The organism is Cytobacillus massiliigabonensis (assembly GCF_900199725.1).
In the GTDB taxonomy this organism is placed as follows: Bacteria; Bacillota; Bacilli; order Bacillales; family Cytobacillaceae; genus Cytobacillus; species Cytobacillus massiliigabonensis.
Genome location: NZ_LT904904.1, coordinates 2,124,008 through 2,142,641 on the forward strand (window position 1 = coordinate 2,124,008; position 18,634 = coordinate 2,142,641).

An 18,634-nucleotide genomic window follows, 5' to 3' on the forward strand; every position below is an offset into this window, starting at 1 on the left:
CCCTTTATAACAAAATATCTAATTAAATATTCTGTACATATCTTTCATCAGGAATCTTGTTTAACATGACATACAAAGACGTATGTTCATTTTCGCTGCTTGTAAAGGCAAATTCTTCATTGCCTCCAGCTAAAATTACATCTTTTTCACTTATATCTGTAGGTATACCATCTATTGAAAGGGTACCACTTCCTTGAAGTACCATTAAATAAACATTCGTTCCTGGATGCTTATGTGCGGGGAGCTGCTGTCCAGGCATAAAGTTTAGCACAAATACTGTACTTTCTCCTTCACGAAAAAGAATTCGTTTTGTAAATTGTTTCTCATTGAATTCTTGAGCAGCGGCAATTGATTTTTTCTCCATTATTATTAACCTCCATACTAGAGAGTATATCGTACATATTAATGATAATTAATCTCAATAAAGATAGTAGTGATGAGTATCACATATTTTATCTAGAAAGAATTATCATGTGAAATTAATTTTTCCAAAAATTAGTTCTAATATTGCTGAAGGAAAAAGAAATAATATCGGTGTAAGTGATTAATTTAATGAAAGAAGGAATTGAAATGACAGTAGGTACAAATATCAAACAAACGATCGCTGGTTTAAAAAGCGCTCAAGCTAGCTTTGAAACATTCGCATTAGCAACAGATAATAAAGCAGCAAAACAGTTATATCAGGATGCTGCTCAGCAAACTCAGGCAATTATTGATAATGTTCAACCACGCTTGCAGCAAATTCAGCAAGAAGAGCCGCAATATAAATAATTGCTTGGATGGTTGGCTTTTCGCCAACCTTTTCATTATTTTAAAGAAGGTGGAAGGATGACAACAGTTTCCAGTGTTAATCAATGTGTAGCAGCTATTCGCTCAATTGAAGCACAGCTATCGAGTTTAGCATTAAATTCTCAAGAAGAAGCAGCTCAAAGGACATTCCATGAAATGATGAATATCATGAATGAGATAAAGAAAGACCTTCAATACCGGGTAAATGAAATGGTGTTAGAGGAGCCACAATATAAACAAACATAAGGTGAGGTGAGCATATGTCGGATTGGAGCCATATTATTGTTCGATCTATTCTATTTATGATTGTATTATTTTTCTTTACAAAGATACTAGGGAAAAAACAAATTTCGGAAATTTCCTTTTTTGAATATATTTCTGGAATTACAATAGGAAGTATTGCAGGGGAAGTAATTATGGGACTGGAAAGTAATATGGCTCATGGAATTCTTGCCATTTTCTTATTCGGAAGTATAACATATTTAGTGGATTTTCTTTCTTTAAAAAGCAATTCATTTCGTGATTTTGTCGAAGGGAAGAGCACGATTTTTATTAAAGATGGAAAGATCATGGAGGATAATCTTAAGAAAGAAAAATATTCTACAGATGAGCTAGGAAGCTTATTAAGGCAAAAAAATGTCTTTAATGTAGCAGACGTAGAATTTGCTGTCTTAGAACCAACAGGCGATTTAAGTGTACTGTTAAAAAGGGAATACAGACCTATAACTGCAAAAGACTTAAATATGAAGGTCCCTAATGAAAAAGCACCACAAATGATCATAAGGGATGGAGAAATCGTTTATGATGCACTTGCTGCTGTGGGAAAAAGCAGAAAATGGCTGGATTTAGAATTAGAAAAACTTAATGTGACACTCGATAATGTTTTTTATGGACAAGTTGACTCGTATGGAGAACTAACTGTCGATCTTTTCGATGATAAAATCCAAGTGCCGCTCCCGCAAACCAGACTATTATTATTGGCAATGATGAAGAAATGTCAGGCTGATCTGGAGATATTTAGCCTTGAAACAGAATCTGAAGATGCAAAAAAAATGTATGAGAAAAATGCTAAGAAACTAAATGAGGTCATCAATATATTAGGTCCATATATAAGTAACTAAGAAACCCCCAGCTAATTAGCTAGGGGCCAATAGAAGGAGAATTACAAAACAACGAATTTTGGTCATCGACCAATCCATAGCCATAGTTGGTCATCGGTCACAGGTAACATAATAAATGGTTAGTAGTTATTGGGTTGCCTTCACCATAATACTGTACTTAAAGGTACACGATTTTCTCCTTCTATGCCTTGAAGCGGAGTCTCACCACTTCAAGGTTTAGAAATATTTTTCACTGTCAAAGTCTAATTCAACTGTATAATTTTTTGCGTTGATGAAATTGGACAGCCTGTTTGCTTGACGTTCCATTTCGATAGCTTTCATGCGATAATCTTCAGGTTCAAATAGCGCCACTTTAATCATGGATCCTGAGTCACCAAGCGGATAGAGAAATTCCTCCTTTACTGCTGAACCGAACTCTTTATATTTGCGCGCTTTAGCCCGGAGCTGTGAGGCAAGTTCAATCGCTTCTACTATTGGAAGGGACTCCTGATTAAATTGTATTTCATGATCGATATTTGCTCTATACATTAACCGATCAAGCAGTCTAAAATCCAGTCGAATTTGTTCAATTTCTTCTTCAACATCCTTCAATTGACGTGCCTGTTTTGGCAATTGGCTTCCTTTTTCTATCTCAATAAAGGAAACACGATCCATTTCCTCTTCTAATTCATGAATTCTCTTTGATAATACACTTTTTAGTTTAACTGCCTCTGCAAGCGAGATTTTAGTCATATTAAATCTCCTTTACTATATTCATAGGTAATTAATTATTACATCAAGATTTATATTACCAATAAGTCTCTAGTTTTTTCAATAAATATACATATTAAAGTATTTTTTCAATTTTTTGGTACTGAATGAAATATTCTTGTAATATTAATAACATCTTCCTGTCAAATTATGATGATATAATTCAACTTGCAAGTGAAAGAAATGTATATTCTGTCAAAAATAATCGAAAAACCAAGAAAAGAGTAACATAATTATCTGAAATATTAAAATGTACATATAAAAACAACTAGAGTATATTGGAAGGCAGGCAAAATGATGAAGAAGCAACTAGTAATCTTAAATACGACATTAATGCTTGGATTAGGAGGAGCGTTTGCTATTCCGTCTGTAAAAGCTGATTCCTTACATACACAAAAGTCATCTATCCAAAAACAGCGTCAAGGCATACAATCTAGCCTTTCAAAAGCTGATCAGGAATTAACTGCAGTCCTTGAGGAGATAGCTAAATTAGATGCACAATTAAAAAGAATCGACCAAGCGATTCTTGATAACAAACAACTTATTAAGAAAACAGAAAAAGACATTGTTAGTACGAATGCAGAAATTGAGGAACTTAATAACGAAAAAGCTGTCATACAAGAAAGAATTGATAAACGAAGCGTTATTTTAAAACAACGAGCGGTTTCTTACCAGGAAAATGGAAGCTCTCCGATTGGCTATGTTGAGGTCCTGCTTGGATCAACTAGCTTTGGTGACTTTATTGAAAGAGTTGGTGCTGTTACTAAAATTGTCCAGGCAGACCAAGATATTTTAGCTGAGCATGAAGCAGATAAAAAAGTTCTAGAAGAGAATCAAGCAAAAATAGAAAAGAAGTTAAATGAACTTCAAGATATGAAAACAGAGCTTCAAGGGATGCAGGAGTTAATGAATGAGCAAAAAGCTCAAAATGATTCATTAAAGGAAGATCTTGAAGCAAAGGAAAAGAAAATTGCATCACTTAAAGATAGCTTACAAGTTAAGGATAGCGAGCTTGCTGCAAGAGAAGCTGAAATTAGAAATAGAATTGCTAGCCAATTCACGCCAAAAAGCGTTGCTGTAAATTCTAGTTCAAGTTCAAGTTCAAGTTCAAGTTCAAGTTCATCATCGAATGAAAGCAGCTCTTCTCACTATGTGCCTTCTGCAAGCGGAGATTTAAGTACAATTATTGCAGCTGGATATAAATATATCGGAAATTCGGTTTATGTTTTTGGTGCAGGAAGAACAGCATCAGATATTGCGAATGGAAGATTTGACTGTTCAGGTTTTGTTTCTTGGGCTTTCTCCCAAGGAGGAATTAATCTTCCAGCAAGTACTTCATCATTAAGATATTCAGGATCGAAAATATCACCAAGTGATTTAAAACCAGGAGACTTGGTATTCTTCGACACGTATAAAAAAGATGGACATGTGGGCATCTATATCGGTGGAGGAAGATTTATCGGTTCTCAAACTTCTACAGGTGTTGCTGTTGCCAGCATGACCAGCGGATATTGGAAAGACCATTTTAACGGACATGCTCGCCGTATATAATAAAAAAGATCACGAGTGCGAACTGCACCTGTGGTCTTTTTTTTATTTTGCTAAATTTTTAGAAAATTATTGAAACAATTTATGATCCTATGCTATTCTGTACTTAACGGTAGAATGGAACAGTGTTTGGTAATAACAAACGATTGATTTAAAGGAGGCAATGAAGAGTGACGACTTATCGAAAAATTGGAAATTTGCAAGTGGCCACTGAGTTATACGATTTTATTAATTCTGACGCACTTCCTGGAACAAGTATGGAGCAGGAGATGTTTTGGTATGGATTTGGAGACATTGTGAAGGAGCTCTCACCTATTAATAAACAGCTTCTTACTGAACGTCAGATGCTTCAAAATAAAATTAATTCATGGCATAGGGAAAACAAAGACTTTAATTTTGCGAAATATAAAGCATTTCTTGAGGATATAGGTTATCTTGAGGACGAAGGTGATGATTTTGAAATTACAACGGCTGGTGTGGATGATGAAGTTGCCATTCAAGCTGGACCACAGCTCGTTGTGCCTGTAAATAATCATCGCTATGCTCTCAATGCTGCTAATGCTCGTTGGGGCAGTTTGTATGATGCCCTATACGGAACGGATGTTATTAGTGAAGAGAAAGGAGCACATCGCAGTGGAGGCTACAATCCAGTTCGTGGAAAAAAGGTCATTTCCCTTGCTCGTGAATTTCTTGATCAAACTGTACCATTACTAAGTGGATCGCATAAGGATGTGGTTCAATATCATATTACTGATGGACAATTAATTGCCACACTAAATAATGGGAATGAAAGTAAATTAATCAACGGTGAGAAATTCGCAGGATATCAAGGGAGTTCGGACAATCCTTCAGCAATATTATTAAAAAATAATGGATTGCATTTCGAAATACAAATTGACAGGAATCACCCAATCGGAAAAACAGATGAGGCAGGTGTTAAAGATATTCTTCTCGAAGCAGCACTGTCTACGATTATGGATTGTGAGGATTCTGTTGCAGCTGTTGATGTGAAGGATAAAGTTGAAGTTTATCGCAGCTGGTTAGGTTTAATGAAAGGGGATTTAACTGCAACTTTTACGAAAGATCATCAAACAATGACAAGAAAACTGAATCCTGATCGCAGTTATACTGCACCTAATGGCGAAACCTTCACCTTGCATGGGCGGTCTTTGATGTTTATACGGAACGTCGGTCACTTAATGACAAACCATTCGATTTTAGACGAGGATGGCGAAGAAGTGTATGAGGGGATTATGGATGCGGTTGTTACATCCCTAATCGCAAAGCATTCTCTAATAGGAGATAGACAATATCAAAATTCCAAAAAGGGCTCCATCTATATTGTGAAACCAAAAATGCATGGCTCCAAAGAAGTTGCCTTTGCAAATGTTTTATTTAATCGAGTAGAGGACTTACTTGGTTTACAGCGAAACACACTTAAGATAGGGGTAATGGATGAAGAACGCAGAACGTCCCTTAACTTAAAAGCTTGTATCCGTGAAGTAAAGGAACGAGTTGCATTTATCAATACCGGTTTTCTTGATCGTACTGGGGATGAAATGCATACATCAATGGAAGCTGGTCCAATGATTCGCAAAAATGATATGAAGTTATCGGCATGGCTGCATGCCTATGAAAAGTCAAATGTGAATAATGGATTGGCTGCAGGGTTCCAAGGCCGTGCCCAAATTGGTAAAGGAATGTGGGCAATGCCTGACTTAATGGCAGAAATGATTAAGCAAAAGCTCGGTCATTTAAAAGCTGGAGCCAGCACGGCTTGGGTGCCTTCGCCAACAGCAGCCACTTTGCATGCCCTTCACTATCATCAAGTTGATGTTAGAACGGTACAAAATGAATTAATAAAAGAAATGAAAGGCTTGCGGGATGAAATCCTGCAAATTCCAGTTGCTGCTAATCCAAGTTGGGGACAGGAGGAAGTGCAAGCTGAGCTGGATAATAATGCACAAGGAATACTTGGATATGTTGTTCGCTGGGTTGAACAAGGAATTGGCTGTTCAAAGGTACCTGATATCAATAATATTGGGCTTATGGAGGACCGGGCGACATTAAGGATTTCCAGCCAGCATGTTGCTAACTGGCTCCATCATGGCATTTGTACGAAGGAACAAGTAGAAGAAACATTAAAACGTATGGCAATTGTTGTAGACAAACAAAATGCTGGTGATCCTATGTACCGATCAATGACGCCTAATTATGAAGAATCGGTTGCGTTCCAAGCTGCGTGGGAATTGATTTTTTCTGGGTATGAACAGCCGAGCGGTTATACAGAGCCGATCCTGCATCGCCGTAGATTAGAAGCAAAGGCTAAGTCTGCAATCGAGCAATAATCTAAAGTTGCCAAACAGGAGCTGAAGGTAGTTGGAAAGAGAAAATATGGTGAAATCTGTTAGCCGTGCACTAGATATAATTAAGCTTGTCAGCATGAAAAAAGGCGGGCTGGGAGTAACAGAGATTGCCAATCAGATGGATATTAATAAAAGCTCAGTTTACAGAATCCTTTCGACGCTTGTTCAATATGGGTATGTTGAACAGGATAAGGACACAGAACGCTATAAATTAGGCTACCAATTTTTAGAGGTGAGTTCGAAACTATTAGATTCACTTGATTTGCGGACTGAGGCAAAGCCGTTTTTATTGGAGCTTGAAAAAGAGACGAATGAAGTGATTCATTTAGTTGTGTATGATCAAGGAGAGGTCGTTTATATTGAAAAGCTAGATGGAAACGAAGCTTTGCGTATGCACTCCAAGGTCGGTAAAAGAGCACCGATGCATTGTACATCTGTTGGCAAAGCGATTCTGGCACATTTGCCAGTAGATATTGTTCAGGAAATATTAGAAAGAAAAGGGCTGCCTGTTCATACGGATAAAACCATTACAGATATAAATGTTTTTATCAAGGAGCTTGCTGAGGTGAAGAATAAAGGATTTGCACTTGACTTGCAGGAAAATGAATATGGAATTACATGTATTGCAGTTCCGATTTTTGATCATTTAGGAAAGGTTGCTGCTGCTGTCAGCATTTCCGGACCGACAATAAGGATGACTGATGAAAGAATATTAGAGCTTCAGCCACGAATGATTGAAATAGGAAAGAATATATCATCAAGGCTAGGTTTTATTTGCTGAAAAAAGTGTCCGAAACACCTTTAATATGGTGTTTCGGATTTTTTTAGGTAAATTTGTATAACTAATAATAAATATAATCATAATTTTATGAGAAGTGTATTTTTGTTAAAAAATGAATATGATTCTACGAGATTTGGATTAATTTTGCACAAGCTGAAATAAAAAACTCTAAATTACAATTAATGCCTGTCCTTGCGAACGGCATGTATGAAATTGAATTACTTCTTCCAATTCTCAGAAAGTGAACCTGTTAAATCTGTAAATACTCCGGTTATTCCCCATTTTTTTAACTGATCCAATTCCTGTTTTGAATTTACTGTATATGGATGAACATGCAGTCCTGCTCTTCTTGCCATTTTAATATAAGCTTCATCTATCATTTGATAATTTGGACCAATGCCAACTGCGTATTGCTTCCATTTTTTAATTTCTGATTTAGTTAACTTTGCAGGGCGTTGATAAGAGAGAAGCTGGATTAAAGGAATCTTTGGCTCTGCCGCATGTATTTGTTTAAGGCTTTTTTCACTAAAGGACTGAATAATCACTTTGTGCTCTTCAATGAGATCATATTTCCTAAGTAAGCGGATGAGTTTTTCCTCCATTTGCGGATATTTATCAGGTGATTTTGTCTCGATATAATAATTAGCTTCTTTTCCGAAATAATAAAAAATTTCTTCTAAGGTTGGAACGGATAAAAATTTATAGTTAGTGTCAGCGTACAATGGAAATTTTTTATTGAACCATGAACCTGCATCAAGTCTTTTTATTTCCGCTAGTGTATGAGATTCTACACTTCCTATCCCGTTTGTTGTTCGATCAACTGATTGATCATGCATCGCAACAAGTACGTTATCTTTAGTCATTTGCAAGTCAATTTCAATATAGTCAGCGCCAAGATCCCGCGCTAACTGATAGGACGCGATTGTATGCTCAGGAGCATAGGCAGAGGCTCCTCGATGACCAATAACAATAAAAGAATCTGAAATAATGGATGGATCAGGTGGCTCAGACTTCGAGCAGCCCCCCATGAAAAATATGAGGAAACCGCATGCTAATAGTGTTTTTTGCTTCATTTTAAAATTTTCTCCTTACATTTAATAGGCTGAAAGACTCCTTGTTTATGCAATTTTGATATTGTTAGCATATTTGTGATTTTGTGTAATTAGAATATGAATGAGAGAAATATTTCCAATCTATAAAAATCTAGCTATAAAGCTCCCAAAATGCATGGAGGGATGAATAGTTGAAGAAAGTAGAGCTAATAAATGTTTCAAAGACTTACGATAAAAAAACAGAGGTCATTTCTAATATTAATGTCATGGTAGAACCAGGTGAATTTTTCGTGCTAGTCGGTCCTTCAGGGTGTGGGAAAAGCACCATGCTGCGAATGATTGCTGGTCTGGAAGAAATAACAGGAGGCATCTTGCGAATAGGTGAAAAGGAAGCGAATCAATTGCCTCCCAGTAAAAGGGATATATCAATGGTCTTCCAAAACTATGCTCTTTATCCGCATTTATCTGTTGAGGAAAATATCATCTTCGGTCTGCACGTCAAGAAAATACCAAAACTAGAACGAAAGACTCGATGTAATGAGGTTGCTGCCATGCTTGGCTTAAGTGGGTATTTAAACCGTAAGCCTCGTGAACTTTCAGGGGGACAGCGCCAGCGGGTTGCTCTCGCGCGGGCAATAGTAAATGAAGCGCCTATCTGCTTAATGGACGAACCTTTATCTAATTTAGATGCAAAGCTTAGGGCACATATGAGATCGGAAATTAAACAAATTCAAAGGCGGCTTGGGATCACGATGATTTATGTTACCCATGATCAAGTGGAGGCAATGACGATGGGGGATCGTATTATGATTCTTCATGATGGCAAAATTCAGCAAATCGGTAAGCCAATCGATATTTATAATTACCCAGCAAATCCCTTTGTCGCAACATTTATTGGTTCCCCTCCGATGAATATTGCTGAAGGTGTAATTAATAGACAGCTATCAGAATTACAGATTGGGGATGAATACAAAATTAAGATTCCCGAAGAAGATAGCAGGCTTTTACATACAGAGCAGATACTCGCGGGTATTCGGCCAGAGCATATAAAAGTCGCATCAAAGGAGACGAGCCCAGACAATCGAATAGTAGTAGAAGCAATTAATGTAGAAATCCTCGGTAATGAAACGATCTTTTCATTTAGAATAGGCAGCAAAGAATGGATGGCAAAATGGAATGGACAATGGCGCCTGCATGTTGGTGATCAAATTCCGATTCAAATAAAATATGAATCCCTATGTTTATTTGATCGTAAAACAAATGAACGAATTAAAGCACCTACAGATATTGAAAATAATATCCTTGATAAAGAGGTGTTTTTATGAAGGGGAGCAGTGACGGTCTATTAGTAAAACAAAGTTTCTGGAAAAGATCATTTAATGCCCGGACTGCATTGCTATACTTATTCCCTTCGGTTTTGCTGTTTTCGGTGTTTGTTTTTTACCCTATGTTTCGGACAATCTATTTAAGTTTCTTCTTAACTGATCAGCATGGGAGTGCTGCTCTATTTGTCGGGTTGGAGAACTATGCCTATTTATTAGAATCGCAAGCTTTTCAAAATAGTATAAAGGCAACGATATTATTTGTTTTATATACAGTTCCTGCAGGCGTTATTCTTGCTTTGTTTCTCGCGCTAATTGCGAATGAAAAGCTTAGAGGCATTGGCTATTTTCGTACGATATTTTCCTCATCGATGGGGATTTCAGTTGCTGCTTCTTCCGTAGTCTGGCTTTTTCTTTTCCATCCGAGCGTCGGTATGTTTAATCGTTTGTTAAATCTCTTGAATTTGCCAGAAGTACAATGGCTGCTCGATCCGGATTGGGCATTATTATCCGTTTCGATTTCTACTATTTGGCTCAATACAGGATTTTCATTCTTGATTCTCTTAGGTGGCCTTCAAAATATTGATGGGTATTTATATGAAAGTGCGAAAATTGATGGGGCTGGCTATTGGTATCAGCTCCGAAGAATAACGATTCCGATGCTGTCGCCGACATTGTTTTTTATTATTACGATTTCATTAATTAATGCTTTTCAATCATTCGGACAAATTGATATTTTGACAAAAGGCGGTCCCTCTCAGGCTACTAATTTAATTGTCTATTCCATTTATCGAGAGGCATTTGTAAACTATCAATTTGGAACAGCAAGTGCTCAAGCAGTCTTTTTATTTTTGTGCATACTGATCGTCACGATTTTACAGTTTAAGTTTGGCGAAAGGAAGGTGCATTATCAATGAGCATTCCGAAGAAAATTGTTTTCTACCTTTTGCTTTTATTCTCAGCCTTCCTGCTTTTTTTTCCGGTTATGTACGCTTTCATGATTTCCTTTATGACAGGCGGGGAAATCATGCAAGGCAAGTTTTTTCCACAATCCTTTACTTTAGATAATTATTTTAGGGTATTTGAACGTCTGCCATTGATGAAGTATTTAATGAATAGCTTCGTTGTTTCAACAGGTGTCATGTTTGGACAGCTGATCGTCTGCAGTATGGCTGCGTATGCGTTCGTATTCATTCCTTTTAAAGGAAGGGATTTTATATTTTTCCTATTTATTTCAACAATGATGATCCCTTGGGAAGCAACAATGATACCGAATTTCTTTACCATTCAAAAATTGGACTGGACAAACACGTATCAAGGATTAACTGTTCCGTTTTTTGCACTGGCTTTCGGAACATTTCTATTGAGGCAGCATTTCAAGACGATTCCGAAAGAATTATATGAAGCCTCGCAAATTGCTGGTTTAAGTAGATTTGCTTTCTTTTTACGAGTGATTCTCCCAGTTTCAAAAACAAGTTTAGTAACTTTAGGGGCCTACGGATTTTTAACGACTTGGAATATGTATTTATGGCCATTATTAGTTACAAACAACGATCAAGTCCGAACAGTCCAAATTGGGCTGAAGCAGCTCCAGTCTCAAGAGGTCGCAACCGAATGGGGGGTGGTTATGGCTGGAGTAATTGTTGTCATTATCCCCACATTGCTGCTGTTATTTATCGGTCAAAAGCAATTGCAAAAAGGATTAACACAAGGTGCATTAAAATAATAGGGGGCGTTTGCCACAATGAAAAAGAATGTAAAGCTTCTCTTTTTGTTCAGCTTGATCTTCAGCCTGATCTTTATGGCAGCTTGTTCGAATAATGAAAGTAAGCCAGAACCATCGGATAAAAATGACGGAGATAAAGAAAAAGAAGAAAGTTCCGGCAAGGTGGAAATCAATTTCTGGCATGCAATGTCTGGTGCGGGTCAAGAAGCACTTGACACCATTGTGGCTGATTTTAACAATTCACAAGACAAGTATACCGTCAATGCCGAATTTCAAGGTTCCTATGAGGAATCATTAACAAAACTACGCAGTGTAGGCGGAACGAAAGATGCACCAGCAATCACACAAGTGTTTGAAGTCGGCACAAAGTTTATGATTGACAGCGGGTATATTGAGCCAATGCAATCGTTTATTGATAAGGATAATTATGATCTTTCTCAACTGGAAGAGAATATCTTAAACTACTATCGCGTAGATGGAAAATTGTATTCGATGCCATTCAATTCCTCTACACCGGTAATGATCTATAACAAAGATGCATTTAAAGAGGCTGGACTTGATCCGGATAAGGTGCCGCAAACCTTTAATGAAATAAAAGCGGCAGCAGAAAAACTGACAAAGCCTGATGAGCAATATGGCTTTTCTATGCTAACTTATGGCTGGTTTTTTGAACAGCTTGTTGCCACACAAGGTGGTTTATATGTAAATGAAGAAAATGGCAGAGCTGGAGATGCGACAGAGGCGGTATTCAATGGAGAAGAAGGTCTGCGAGTCTTTAATTTCTTAAATGATATGAATAAGGCAGGTACATTCGGAAACTATGGAACGAATTGGGATGATATCCGTGCAGCCTTCCAGACGGGAAAAGTAGCGATGTACATGGATTCGTCTGCAGGTGTTGCGGCTGCTGTTAATAATTCCCCTTTTGAGGTGGGCGTAGCGTTTATCCCATACCCGGATGAAGTAGAACGTCAAGGGGTAGCTATTGGCGGAGCATCCTTATGGATGTCAAAAGGCATTGCAGCGGAAGAGCAGGAAGCAGCATGGGAGTTCATGAAATATTTAACTACACCTGAGGTTCAGGCAAAATGGCATATTGGAACAGGATATTTCGCGATAAATCCAGCAGCTTACGATGAGGATATTGTTAAGGCAGAATGGGAGAAATACCCGCAATTGAAGGTAACAGTCGATCAGCTTCAGCAAACCAAACCGTCTATTGCAACACAAGGTGCGCTCATTTCTGTTTTCCCAGAATCCCGTCAGCAAATTGTTACTGCCCTTGAAAATTTGTATCAAGGTGCTGATCCGCAGGAAGTACTTGATCAAGCAGCAGAGGGAACAAATCGGGCGATAGAGATTGCTAATAAAACGAAGAAGTAAGATTGAAAGGATCAGTCCTTAAGAATGGACTGATTTTTTCTATAGTGATAACCCATTTTTAAAATATTCATAATGTAGTATAATAGAAAGTGTATTATGTGAATTTTGAAACGGTTCGAAAAATGTTGCAATCGCTTTCAAAATAATAGGGATGAGGATGAAATCAACTATTCTTACGAAAAGGGAGGATAAATGATGGGTGAAGCTGCAAAGGTAAAAACAGTCTGCGGCTATTGCGGAACAGGGTGTGGACTCGTTGTTGAGGTAGACAATAATAAAATTGTGAAAATACGCGGAGATAAAGAAGCACCGGTTAATAAGGGGCAAACATGTGTAAAAGGTTCGTTTGCTTATGAATATGTACATGATAAAAGCCGTTTAACTTCTCCGTTAATCCGCAAGGCAGGACAGCTTGTAGAAACAACTTGGGAAGAAGCGTATGCATTTATTGCAGAGAAGCTTGAGGCAATCAAATCCCAGTTCGGTCCTGAAGCCATCACAATGTTTGCAACTGCTAGAAGCACGAATGAAGTGAATTATGTAACCCAGAAATTTATGAGAACAGTCATCGGCAGCAATAATATTGATGGCTGTAACCGAACGTGACACGCTCCGAGCGTTGCCGGTCTGGCAACTGTATTTGGAAGCGGATTTCCAACGAATAGATTAGAAGATTTTGATCATACAGAAGTTCTCTTACTCATGGGTTCGAATACAACGGAAGCCCATCCGATTATTGCGAATCGCATGAAGAAGGCAGTGAAATCCGGCTTGAAAATTATTGTAATCGATCCTCGCCGGATTGACATGGTGAAAAGCGCCCATCGCCATTTACAAATTAATGTCGGTTCAGATATCGCGTTAATGAATGCTATGATTCAAGTTATTATTGAGGAAGAATTATATAATCCAGCCTTTATTAATCAATTTACAGTTGATTTTGACACGTTAAAAGAACAAGTGAAAAAGTATACACCTGAATTTGCCGCAGCAATTACTGGTCTCGAACCGCAGGACATTATCGATACGGCAAGAGAATATGCAAAAGCAGATAAAGCAATGATTGCCTACACACTCGGAATTACAGAGCATCATTGTGGAGTAAATAATGTTTTTGATATTGCAAACTTAGCGTTATTAACTGGTCATATTGGAAAACCTGGCAGCGGGATTATGCCGCTACGCGGGCAAAATAATGTGCAGGGGGCAGGAGATATGGGATGCCTGCCTAATCAGCTGCCAGGTGCAGTCAGCATAACGAACGATGAGTACCGCGGGCGATTTGAGAAAGCTTGGGGCATGGAGATTAACCCAATAGCCGGTGATACGCAAACAAGAGCATTCGATAAAATGGAAACTGGAGCGGTCAAAGCGCTTTATTGTCTTGGAGAAAATCCGTTAGTGGCGGATGTTCATATGACACACACAAGAAAGCTGCTCGAAAAATTAGATCTTTTAATTGTTCAGGATATTTTCTTAACAGAGACAGCTAAGCTTGCTGATGTTGTTTTGCCTGCAAGATCATGGGGAGAAGTGGAAGGAACGTATACGAATACAGACCGCCGTATTCAACGTGTACGGAAAGCAGTTGATGCCCATCCGAATACGAAAGACGATTGGGTTATACTTTGTGAACTAGCTACATTAATGGGTTATCCAATGAGCTATAATAGCAGTGAAGAAATCTGGGATGAACTGCGTGAGCTTGCATGGGAAATGTATGGCGGGATGCCTTATTCAAGACTGGAAAAAGAATACAGCCTCCATTATCCTTGTCCAGATGAGTCCCATCCAGGTACATTTGTTTTACATGAAAGGTATCATAACGAGGCTGCAGTTAGCGGAAAGCAGTCACCATTCGTTCCAGTCATGTATACAGAGCCGGTTGAGCTGCCGGATGAGGACTATCCATTTACACTGACAACTGGAAGACGCTATGAATCATATAATACCCATACACAAACACGTTTTTATGCAAGCGGTGTAAAAATCAAGCAAAAAGAAGAAACGCTTGATATCCATCCAGACGATGCAGCAAAGCTTGGCATTGAAACAGGTGAACTAGTTGAGATTAGCTCGAGAAGGGGCAGCCTGCACGTGAAGGCAAAAGTCACTGAGCAAGTTGCACCAGGACTCGTATTCATGAGCTTCCATTTCAGTGAAGTTCCAACAAATGTCTTAACAATTAATGAATTTGATCCAATCTCAGGGACAGCTGAATTTAAGGCATGTGCAGTGAACATTCGATCATTAAAATGATTGCTTAAAGGAAAAGTGCTTAGCACTTTTCTTTTTTTTTTCCTAGAATTAGGGCTATTTCATATTAAACATAGCGCAAATTTGATATTTTACTAGCAATTCTTAATAGTTATCTAGCCCTTCTAAAAGTTTATCTGCCATTATCTTTACTAAATCTCGCAATTTTAACAGTTTATCTCGCATTTTAAAAATAACCTCTAAGATTTGAAAAAAGGGATTGATTTCCTGCCAATTTGTACTATAATCAAACTGTATTAACTGTACTATGAGTCATAGTACACTGCATACAGATGGGAGAGTGCGTATGTTCGAGTTGGATATAAGGAGCCGCAAGCCGATTTATGAACAATTGGTTGAAAGGCTTAAAGAACTTATTATAACCGAAGTGTTAAAGACTGATGAACAGCTGCCTTCCGTCCGGACGCTCGCCCAACAGCTAACGATCAATCCGAATACGATTCAAAAAGCGTATCGCGAGCTTGAAATCCAAGGATATATCTATTCGATTAAAGGAAAAGGAAGCTTTGTCAGTCCGGCAATTGACAGCCAAAATACAGAAAAGCTTCTAAAAGTAAAAAGTGACTTAATGAAGCTGTTATCAGAAGCGATGTACTTAGGCGTAACAGTGGAAGAATTAATAGTAACGATACAAGAACTACATGCTTCAATTGGGGGAGGGATAGAAAATGATCAAAATTAGTCATGTCCGGAAATCATTTGATGGGCTGGAAGCGGTTGAAAATGTAAGTCTGACTGTCAACAAAGGTTCGATTTACGGCTTGCTCGGCTCGAACGGTGCAGGGAAAACAACCCTTTTAAAGCTTTTAACAGGGTTATATGTGCCAGATGAAGGATTGATTTCGATTGACGGGCAGCCAGTTTATGAAAACCCGGAAGTGAAAGAAAAGATCTTTTTTATCCAGGACACACCCTATTTTCTGCCGCATTACACGACTAAACAAATGGCACAGTTTTACGCAAATCTTTATCCTCGTTGGAATGATGAACGCTATCAAGAGCTTGTAGCTATTTTTCAGGTCGATATACATAAGAAAATCCATCGTTTTTCAAAAGGAATCCAAAGACAGGTGGCATTTATTCTTGCGTTATCTGCAATGCCAGAAGTGCTAATTCTTGACGAGCCTTTAGATGGACTGGATCCGGTCATGAGAAAAAAGGTAAAAGCTCTTTTGATTGACGATGTGGCTGATAGAGAAATGACTGTACTAATTTCCTCTCACAACTTAAGAGAAGTAGAGGACCTATGTGATTTTGTAGGAATTATGCATAAAGGGCAAATGATGATTGAAAAAGATCTAGATGACCTTAAATCAGATACGCATAAGGTGCAGATTGCTTTTAAGGGCGGTGCTCCGATTCCAATTAGTATTTTTGATTCTGTTAAAGTGCTGCATAGAGAGAAGAGGGGAAGTATTCTCTTATTAATCGTAAAGGGCAAAGAAGAGGAAGTTACGGCAAGTATAAAAAAATATCAGCCTGTCATTCTTGATATTCTTCCATTGACGCTTGAAGAAATTTTTATTTATGAAATGGGGGATGTTGGTTATGCAGTCGAAAATATCCTTGGTTAATAAAGAAATAAGAAGAACGATCATTAGAAGTGTCGGCTGGGTTACAATTGTTCACTTTCTAGGATTAATTATTGCTCTTCCATTAGAAATTTTAATGACAGCAACAGGAGAACAAAGACAATATATTAGAGCAGAAAGCTTATTCTATTTTCACTTTGAAATTCAAGCAGTATTAAATATTGGAATTCCTGTCATATTAGCGGTTTTTTTATTCCGATACCTTCAAGTGAAGCCTTATAGTGATTTTATTCATAGTCTGCCGATTAAAAGAGATCGGCTCTTTCATCAATATGCATTAACTGGAATGATCCTATTAATCTTTCCAGTATTGCTGATCGCTATCATCATCTCAGCTTTGTATATTCCGCTGAATTTGGCTGAGTTTTTTACATGGACTGATATTTTCAAGTGGCTTGGCATCACAATTATGTTTAATCTTCTTGTCTTTCTAGCGGGTGTTTTTACAGGAATGATATCGGGCATTTCAGCAGTGCAAGGGATATTAACGTATATATTTTTACTATTGCCAATGGGATTACTCGTCTTATTAGCTTATAATCTCCCATTCTATCTGTATGGATTTGCTGATCAGTATGTGATGGAAAGTAAGGTTGAATCATTTTCTCCATTAGTCGCACTCAGTCAAATAGATTACAGACCTTTAGGGGCAATTGAAATCATTGTTTATTGCTTACTTATATTCATTTTATACGGTGTTTCTTTATGGGTGTATAAAAACAGAAGGCTAGAAGCTGTCACACAATCACTCGTATTTCCCTTGTTAAAACCAATTTTTAAGTATGGGATGACCTTTTGTACGATGCTGTTAGGCGGTTTGTACTTTGGAATTATGGAGGGAAATACGACTTGGCTTATTGCGGGCTATGTGTTTGGGGCAATTCTTGGCTATTTTGTTGCCGAGATGGTTCTGCAAAAATCTTGGCGGATTATTATTCATATTAAAGGACTTATTATTTATGCAGGGGCAATGGCACTGTTAGTCATTTTATTTCAATTCGATTTTACCCAGTTTGAAAAAAAAGTGCCTAATTTAAGTGAGGTCGAAAGGATTCACTTAAGTGAAAATTATTTCATGTATAGTGATGCCGAGGATCCATTTTACCTAACTACCATTGAAAATATGGATTTAATTAGAAGGCTTCATAAGGAGATCATTGCAAATAAAAATGAGAATAAATTAAATGACAGGAGTGAACATGCCTTTTTTGTTTATGAATTGAAAAATGGGAAGAAGCTTGTACGGGATTACGTGATAAACAAAAAGGAATATGCTCATTATTATAAACTAATCCATGAGTCGGAAGAATATAAAAGGGTAACTAACGGGATATTCAAATTAAAAGAAGACCAAATAGAAAAAATCACGATCCATCCTTATGGACCTATTCAGAAAAAAGCTGTAATAGTAGATCCAGCTGACATAAAGGAAGCGATCGCAGTATTAAAAGATGAAATTAATACAGCAACCTATGAGGAAACAGAAGATGATAGAGATCCTCTTGCATTCATCGAAATTATGCAAAAAAACGAAAAAACGGTGGGAATCGAATGGAGAATATCATATAAGAATTTTGAGGAATGGCTGGATAAAAAAGAGTTACTGGAGCAGGCAAAAGTAACAGCAGCTGATATATCATATGCCTATATTGTTGATACAAATGATCTTAAAATCAATTATGCCCAAGGATATTCCTATGAAGAATTATTTGAACAAATGAGAAAAATTGGCCATTCCATCAAAGTGACAGATAAAAAAAGACTTGAAGAAAGCTTAATTAATGCCAGCGGAATTCATGATGGTCCGTACATGATTGGGTATTATTATAAAGCGGATGGGTCTATAGATATCAAAAGCTTTACAGCTGAGCATATTCCTGAGTTTGTACAGAAATATTTTAAATAAGTCAGCTGTTTAAGGCAGAGA

At 37.6% G+C, this 18,634-nt stretch carries 17 protein-coding genes; 14 read left to right on the forward strand and 3 right to left on the reverse strand.

All coding sequences use genetic code 11. The features are described 5' to 3' along the window. Positions 1-22 precede the first annotated feature (22 nt). On the reverse strand, positions 23-364 hold the full coding sequence (locus C1726_RS21695) for a cupin domain-containing protein (protein WP_102275054.1): 342 nt from the start codon (positions 362-364) through the stop codon (positions 23-25). Positions 365-570: 206 nt separating this feature from the next. Here C1726_RS21695 and C1726_RS21700 point away from each other — a divergent pair, with 206 nt between their 5' ends. Genes C1726_RS21700 through C1726_RS21710 form a run of 3 tightly spaced genes read left to right on the forward strand, consistent with a single transcriptional unit; the run spans position 571 to position 1,910 of the window. After that, positions 571-771: a DUF1657 domain-containing protein gene (locus C1726_RS21700; protein ID WP_053476490.1), complete on the forward strand. Its 201-nt coding sequence runs from the start codon at positions 571-573 to the stop codon at positions 769-771. Between the two features lie 57 nt (positions 772-828). Further along, on the forward strand, positions 829-1,035 hold the full coding sequence (locus C1726_RS21705) for a DUF1657 domain-containing protein (RefSeq protein WP_102275055.1): 207 nt from the start codon (positions 829-831) through the stop codon (positions 1,033-1,035). Positions 1,036-1,049: 14 nt separating this feature from the next. Further along, positions 1,050-1,910, forward strand: a complete 861-nt coding sequence (locus tag C1726_RS21710) for a DUF421 domain-containing protein (RefSeq protein ID WP_102275056.1) — start codon at positions 1,050-1,052, stop codon at positions 1,908-1,910. Between the two features lie 216 nt (positions 1,911-2,126). Here C1726_RS21710 and C1726_RS21715 read toward each other — a convergent pair whose 3' ends face one another. Continuing rightward, entirely contained in the window at positions 2,127-2,642 is a 516-nt protein-coding gene (locus C1726_RS21715) for a hypothetical protein (protein WP_102275057.1), read from the reverse strand. A 315-nt stretch (positions 2,643-2,957) separates the two neighbouring features. On the opposite strand from C1726_RS21715, the gene C1726_RS21720 reads away from it, so the two are divergent. The 3 genes from C1726_RS21720 to C1726_RS21730 all read left to right on the forward strand — a co-directional run bounded on the left by C1726_RS21720 (position 2,958) and on the right by C1726_RS21730 (position 7,355). After that, positions 2,958-4,211, forward strand: coding sequence for a coiled-coil domain-containing protein (locus C1726_RS21720; RefSeq protein ID WP_102275887.1), 1,254 nt, complete (start codon positions 2,958-2,960; stop codon positions 4,209-4,211). Positions 4,212-4,378: 167 nt separating this feature from the next. Further along, positions 4,379-6,556, forward strand: coding sequence for a malate synthase G (locus C1726_RS21725; protein ID WP_102275058.1), 2,178 nt, complete (start codon positions 4,379-4,381; stop codon positions 6,554-6,556). A gap of 31 nt (positions 6,557-6,587) precedes the next feature. Beyond that, the gene (locus tag C1726_RS21730) at positions 6,588-7,355 is read left to right on the forward strand and encodes an IclR family transcriptional regulator (protein ID WP_102275059.1); all 768 of its coding nucleotides are present in this window, start codon (positions 6,588-6,590) and stop codon (positions 7,353-7,355) included. 218 nt (positions 7,356-7,573) lie between these two features. Here C1726_RS21730 and C1726_RS21735 read toward each other — a convergent pair whose 3' ends face one another. Continuing rightward, positions 7,574-8,428 carry a glycerophosphodiester phosphodiesterase gene (locus tag C1726_RS21735; protein ID WP_235822818.1) on the reverse strand — a complete coding sequence of 285 codons (855 nt, stop codon included), beginning with the start codon at positions 8,426-8,428 and terminating at the stop codon, positions 7,574-7,576. A gap of 170 nt (positions 8,429-8,598) precedes the next feature. On the opposite strand from C1726_RS21735, the gene C1726_RS21740 reads away from it, so the two are divergent. From C1726_RS21740 to C1726_RS21775, 8 genes are all read left to right on the forward strand, one after another. After that, the gene (locus C1726_RS21740; RefSeq protein ID WP_102275060.1) at positions 8,599-9,732 is read left to right on the forward strand and encodes an ABC transporter ATP-binding protein; all 1,134 of its coding nucleotides are present in this window, start codon (positions 8,599-8,601) and stop codon (positions 9,730-9,732) included. After that, positions 9,729-10,646, forward strand: a complete 918-nt coding sequence (locus C1726_RS21745; RefSeq protein WP_102275061.1) for a carbohydrate ABC transporter permease — start codon at positions 9,729-9,731, stop codon at positions 10,644-10,646. Before C1726_RS21740 ends, C1726_RS21745 begins: the two co-directional genes overlap by 4 nt. Continuing rightward, entirely contained in the window at positions 10,643-11,455 is an 813-nt protein-coding gene (locus tag C1726_RS21750; protein ID WP_102275062.1) for a carbohydrate ABC transporter permease, read from the forward strand. The genes C1726_RS21745 and C1726_RS21750 overlap by 4 nt, the downstream gene beginning before the upstream one ends. An 18-nt stretch (positions 11,456-11,473) precedes the next feature. Then, on the forward strand, positions 11,474-12,838 hold the full coding sequence (locus tag C1726_RS21755; protein ID WP_102275063.1) for an ABC transporter substrate-binding protein: 1,365 nt from the start codon (positions 11,474-11,476) through the stop codon (positions 12,836-12,838). Positions 12,839-13,033: 195 nt separating this feature from the next. After that, on the forward strand, positions 13,034-15,097 hold the full coding sequence (gene fdhF / locus C1726_RS26665) for a formate dehydrogenase subunit alpha (protein WP_102275064.1): 2,064 nt from the start codon (positions 13,034-13,036) through the stop codon (positions 15,095-15,097). A gap of 304 nt (positions 15,098-15,401) precedes the next feature. After that, complete coding sequence (locus C1726_RS21765; protein WP_102275065.1) at positions 15,402-15,797, forward strand: GntR family transcriptional regulator; 396 nt, start codon at positions 15,402-15,404, stop codon at positions 15,795-15,797. After that, complete coding sequence (locus C1726_RS21770; RefSeq protein ID WP_102275066.1) at positions 15,784-16,689, forward strand: ABC transporter ATP-binding protein; 906 nt, start codon at positions 15,784-15,786, stop codon at positions 16,687-16,689. Before C1726_RS21765 ends, C1726_RS21770 begins: the two co-directional genes overlap by 14 nt. Continuing rightward, a complete protein-coding gene (locus C1726_RS21775; protein ID WP_235822819.1) occupies positions 16,664-18,613 on the forward strand; it encodes a DUF6449 domain-containing protein in 1,950 nt (649 codons plus the stop codon). The genes C1726_RS21770 and C1726_RS21775 overlap by 26 nt, the downstream gene beginning before the upstream one ends. Positions 18,614-18,634: the final 21 nt, after the last annotated feature.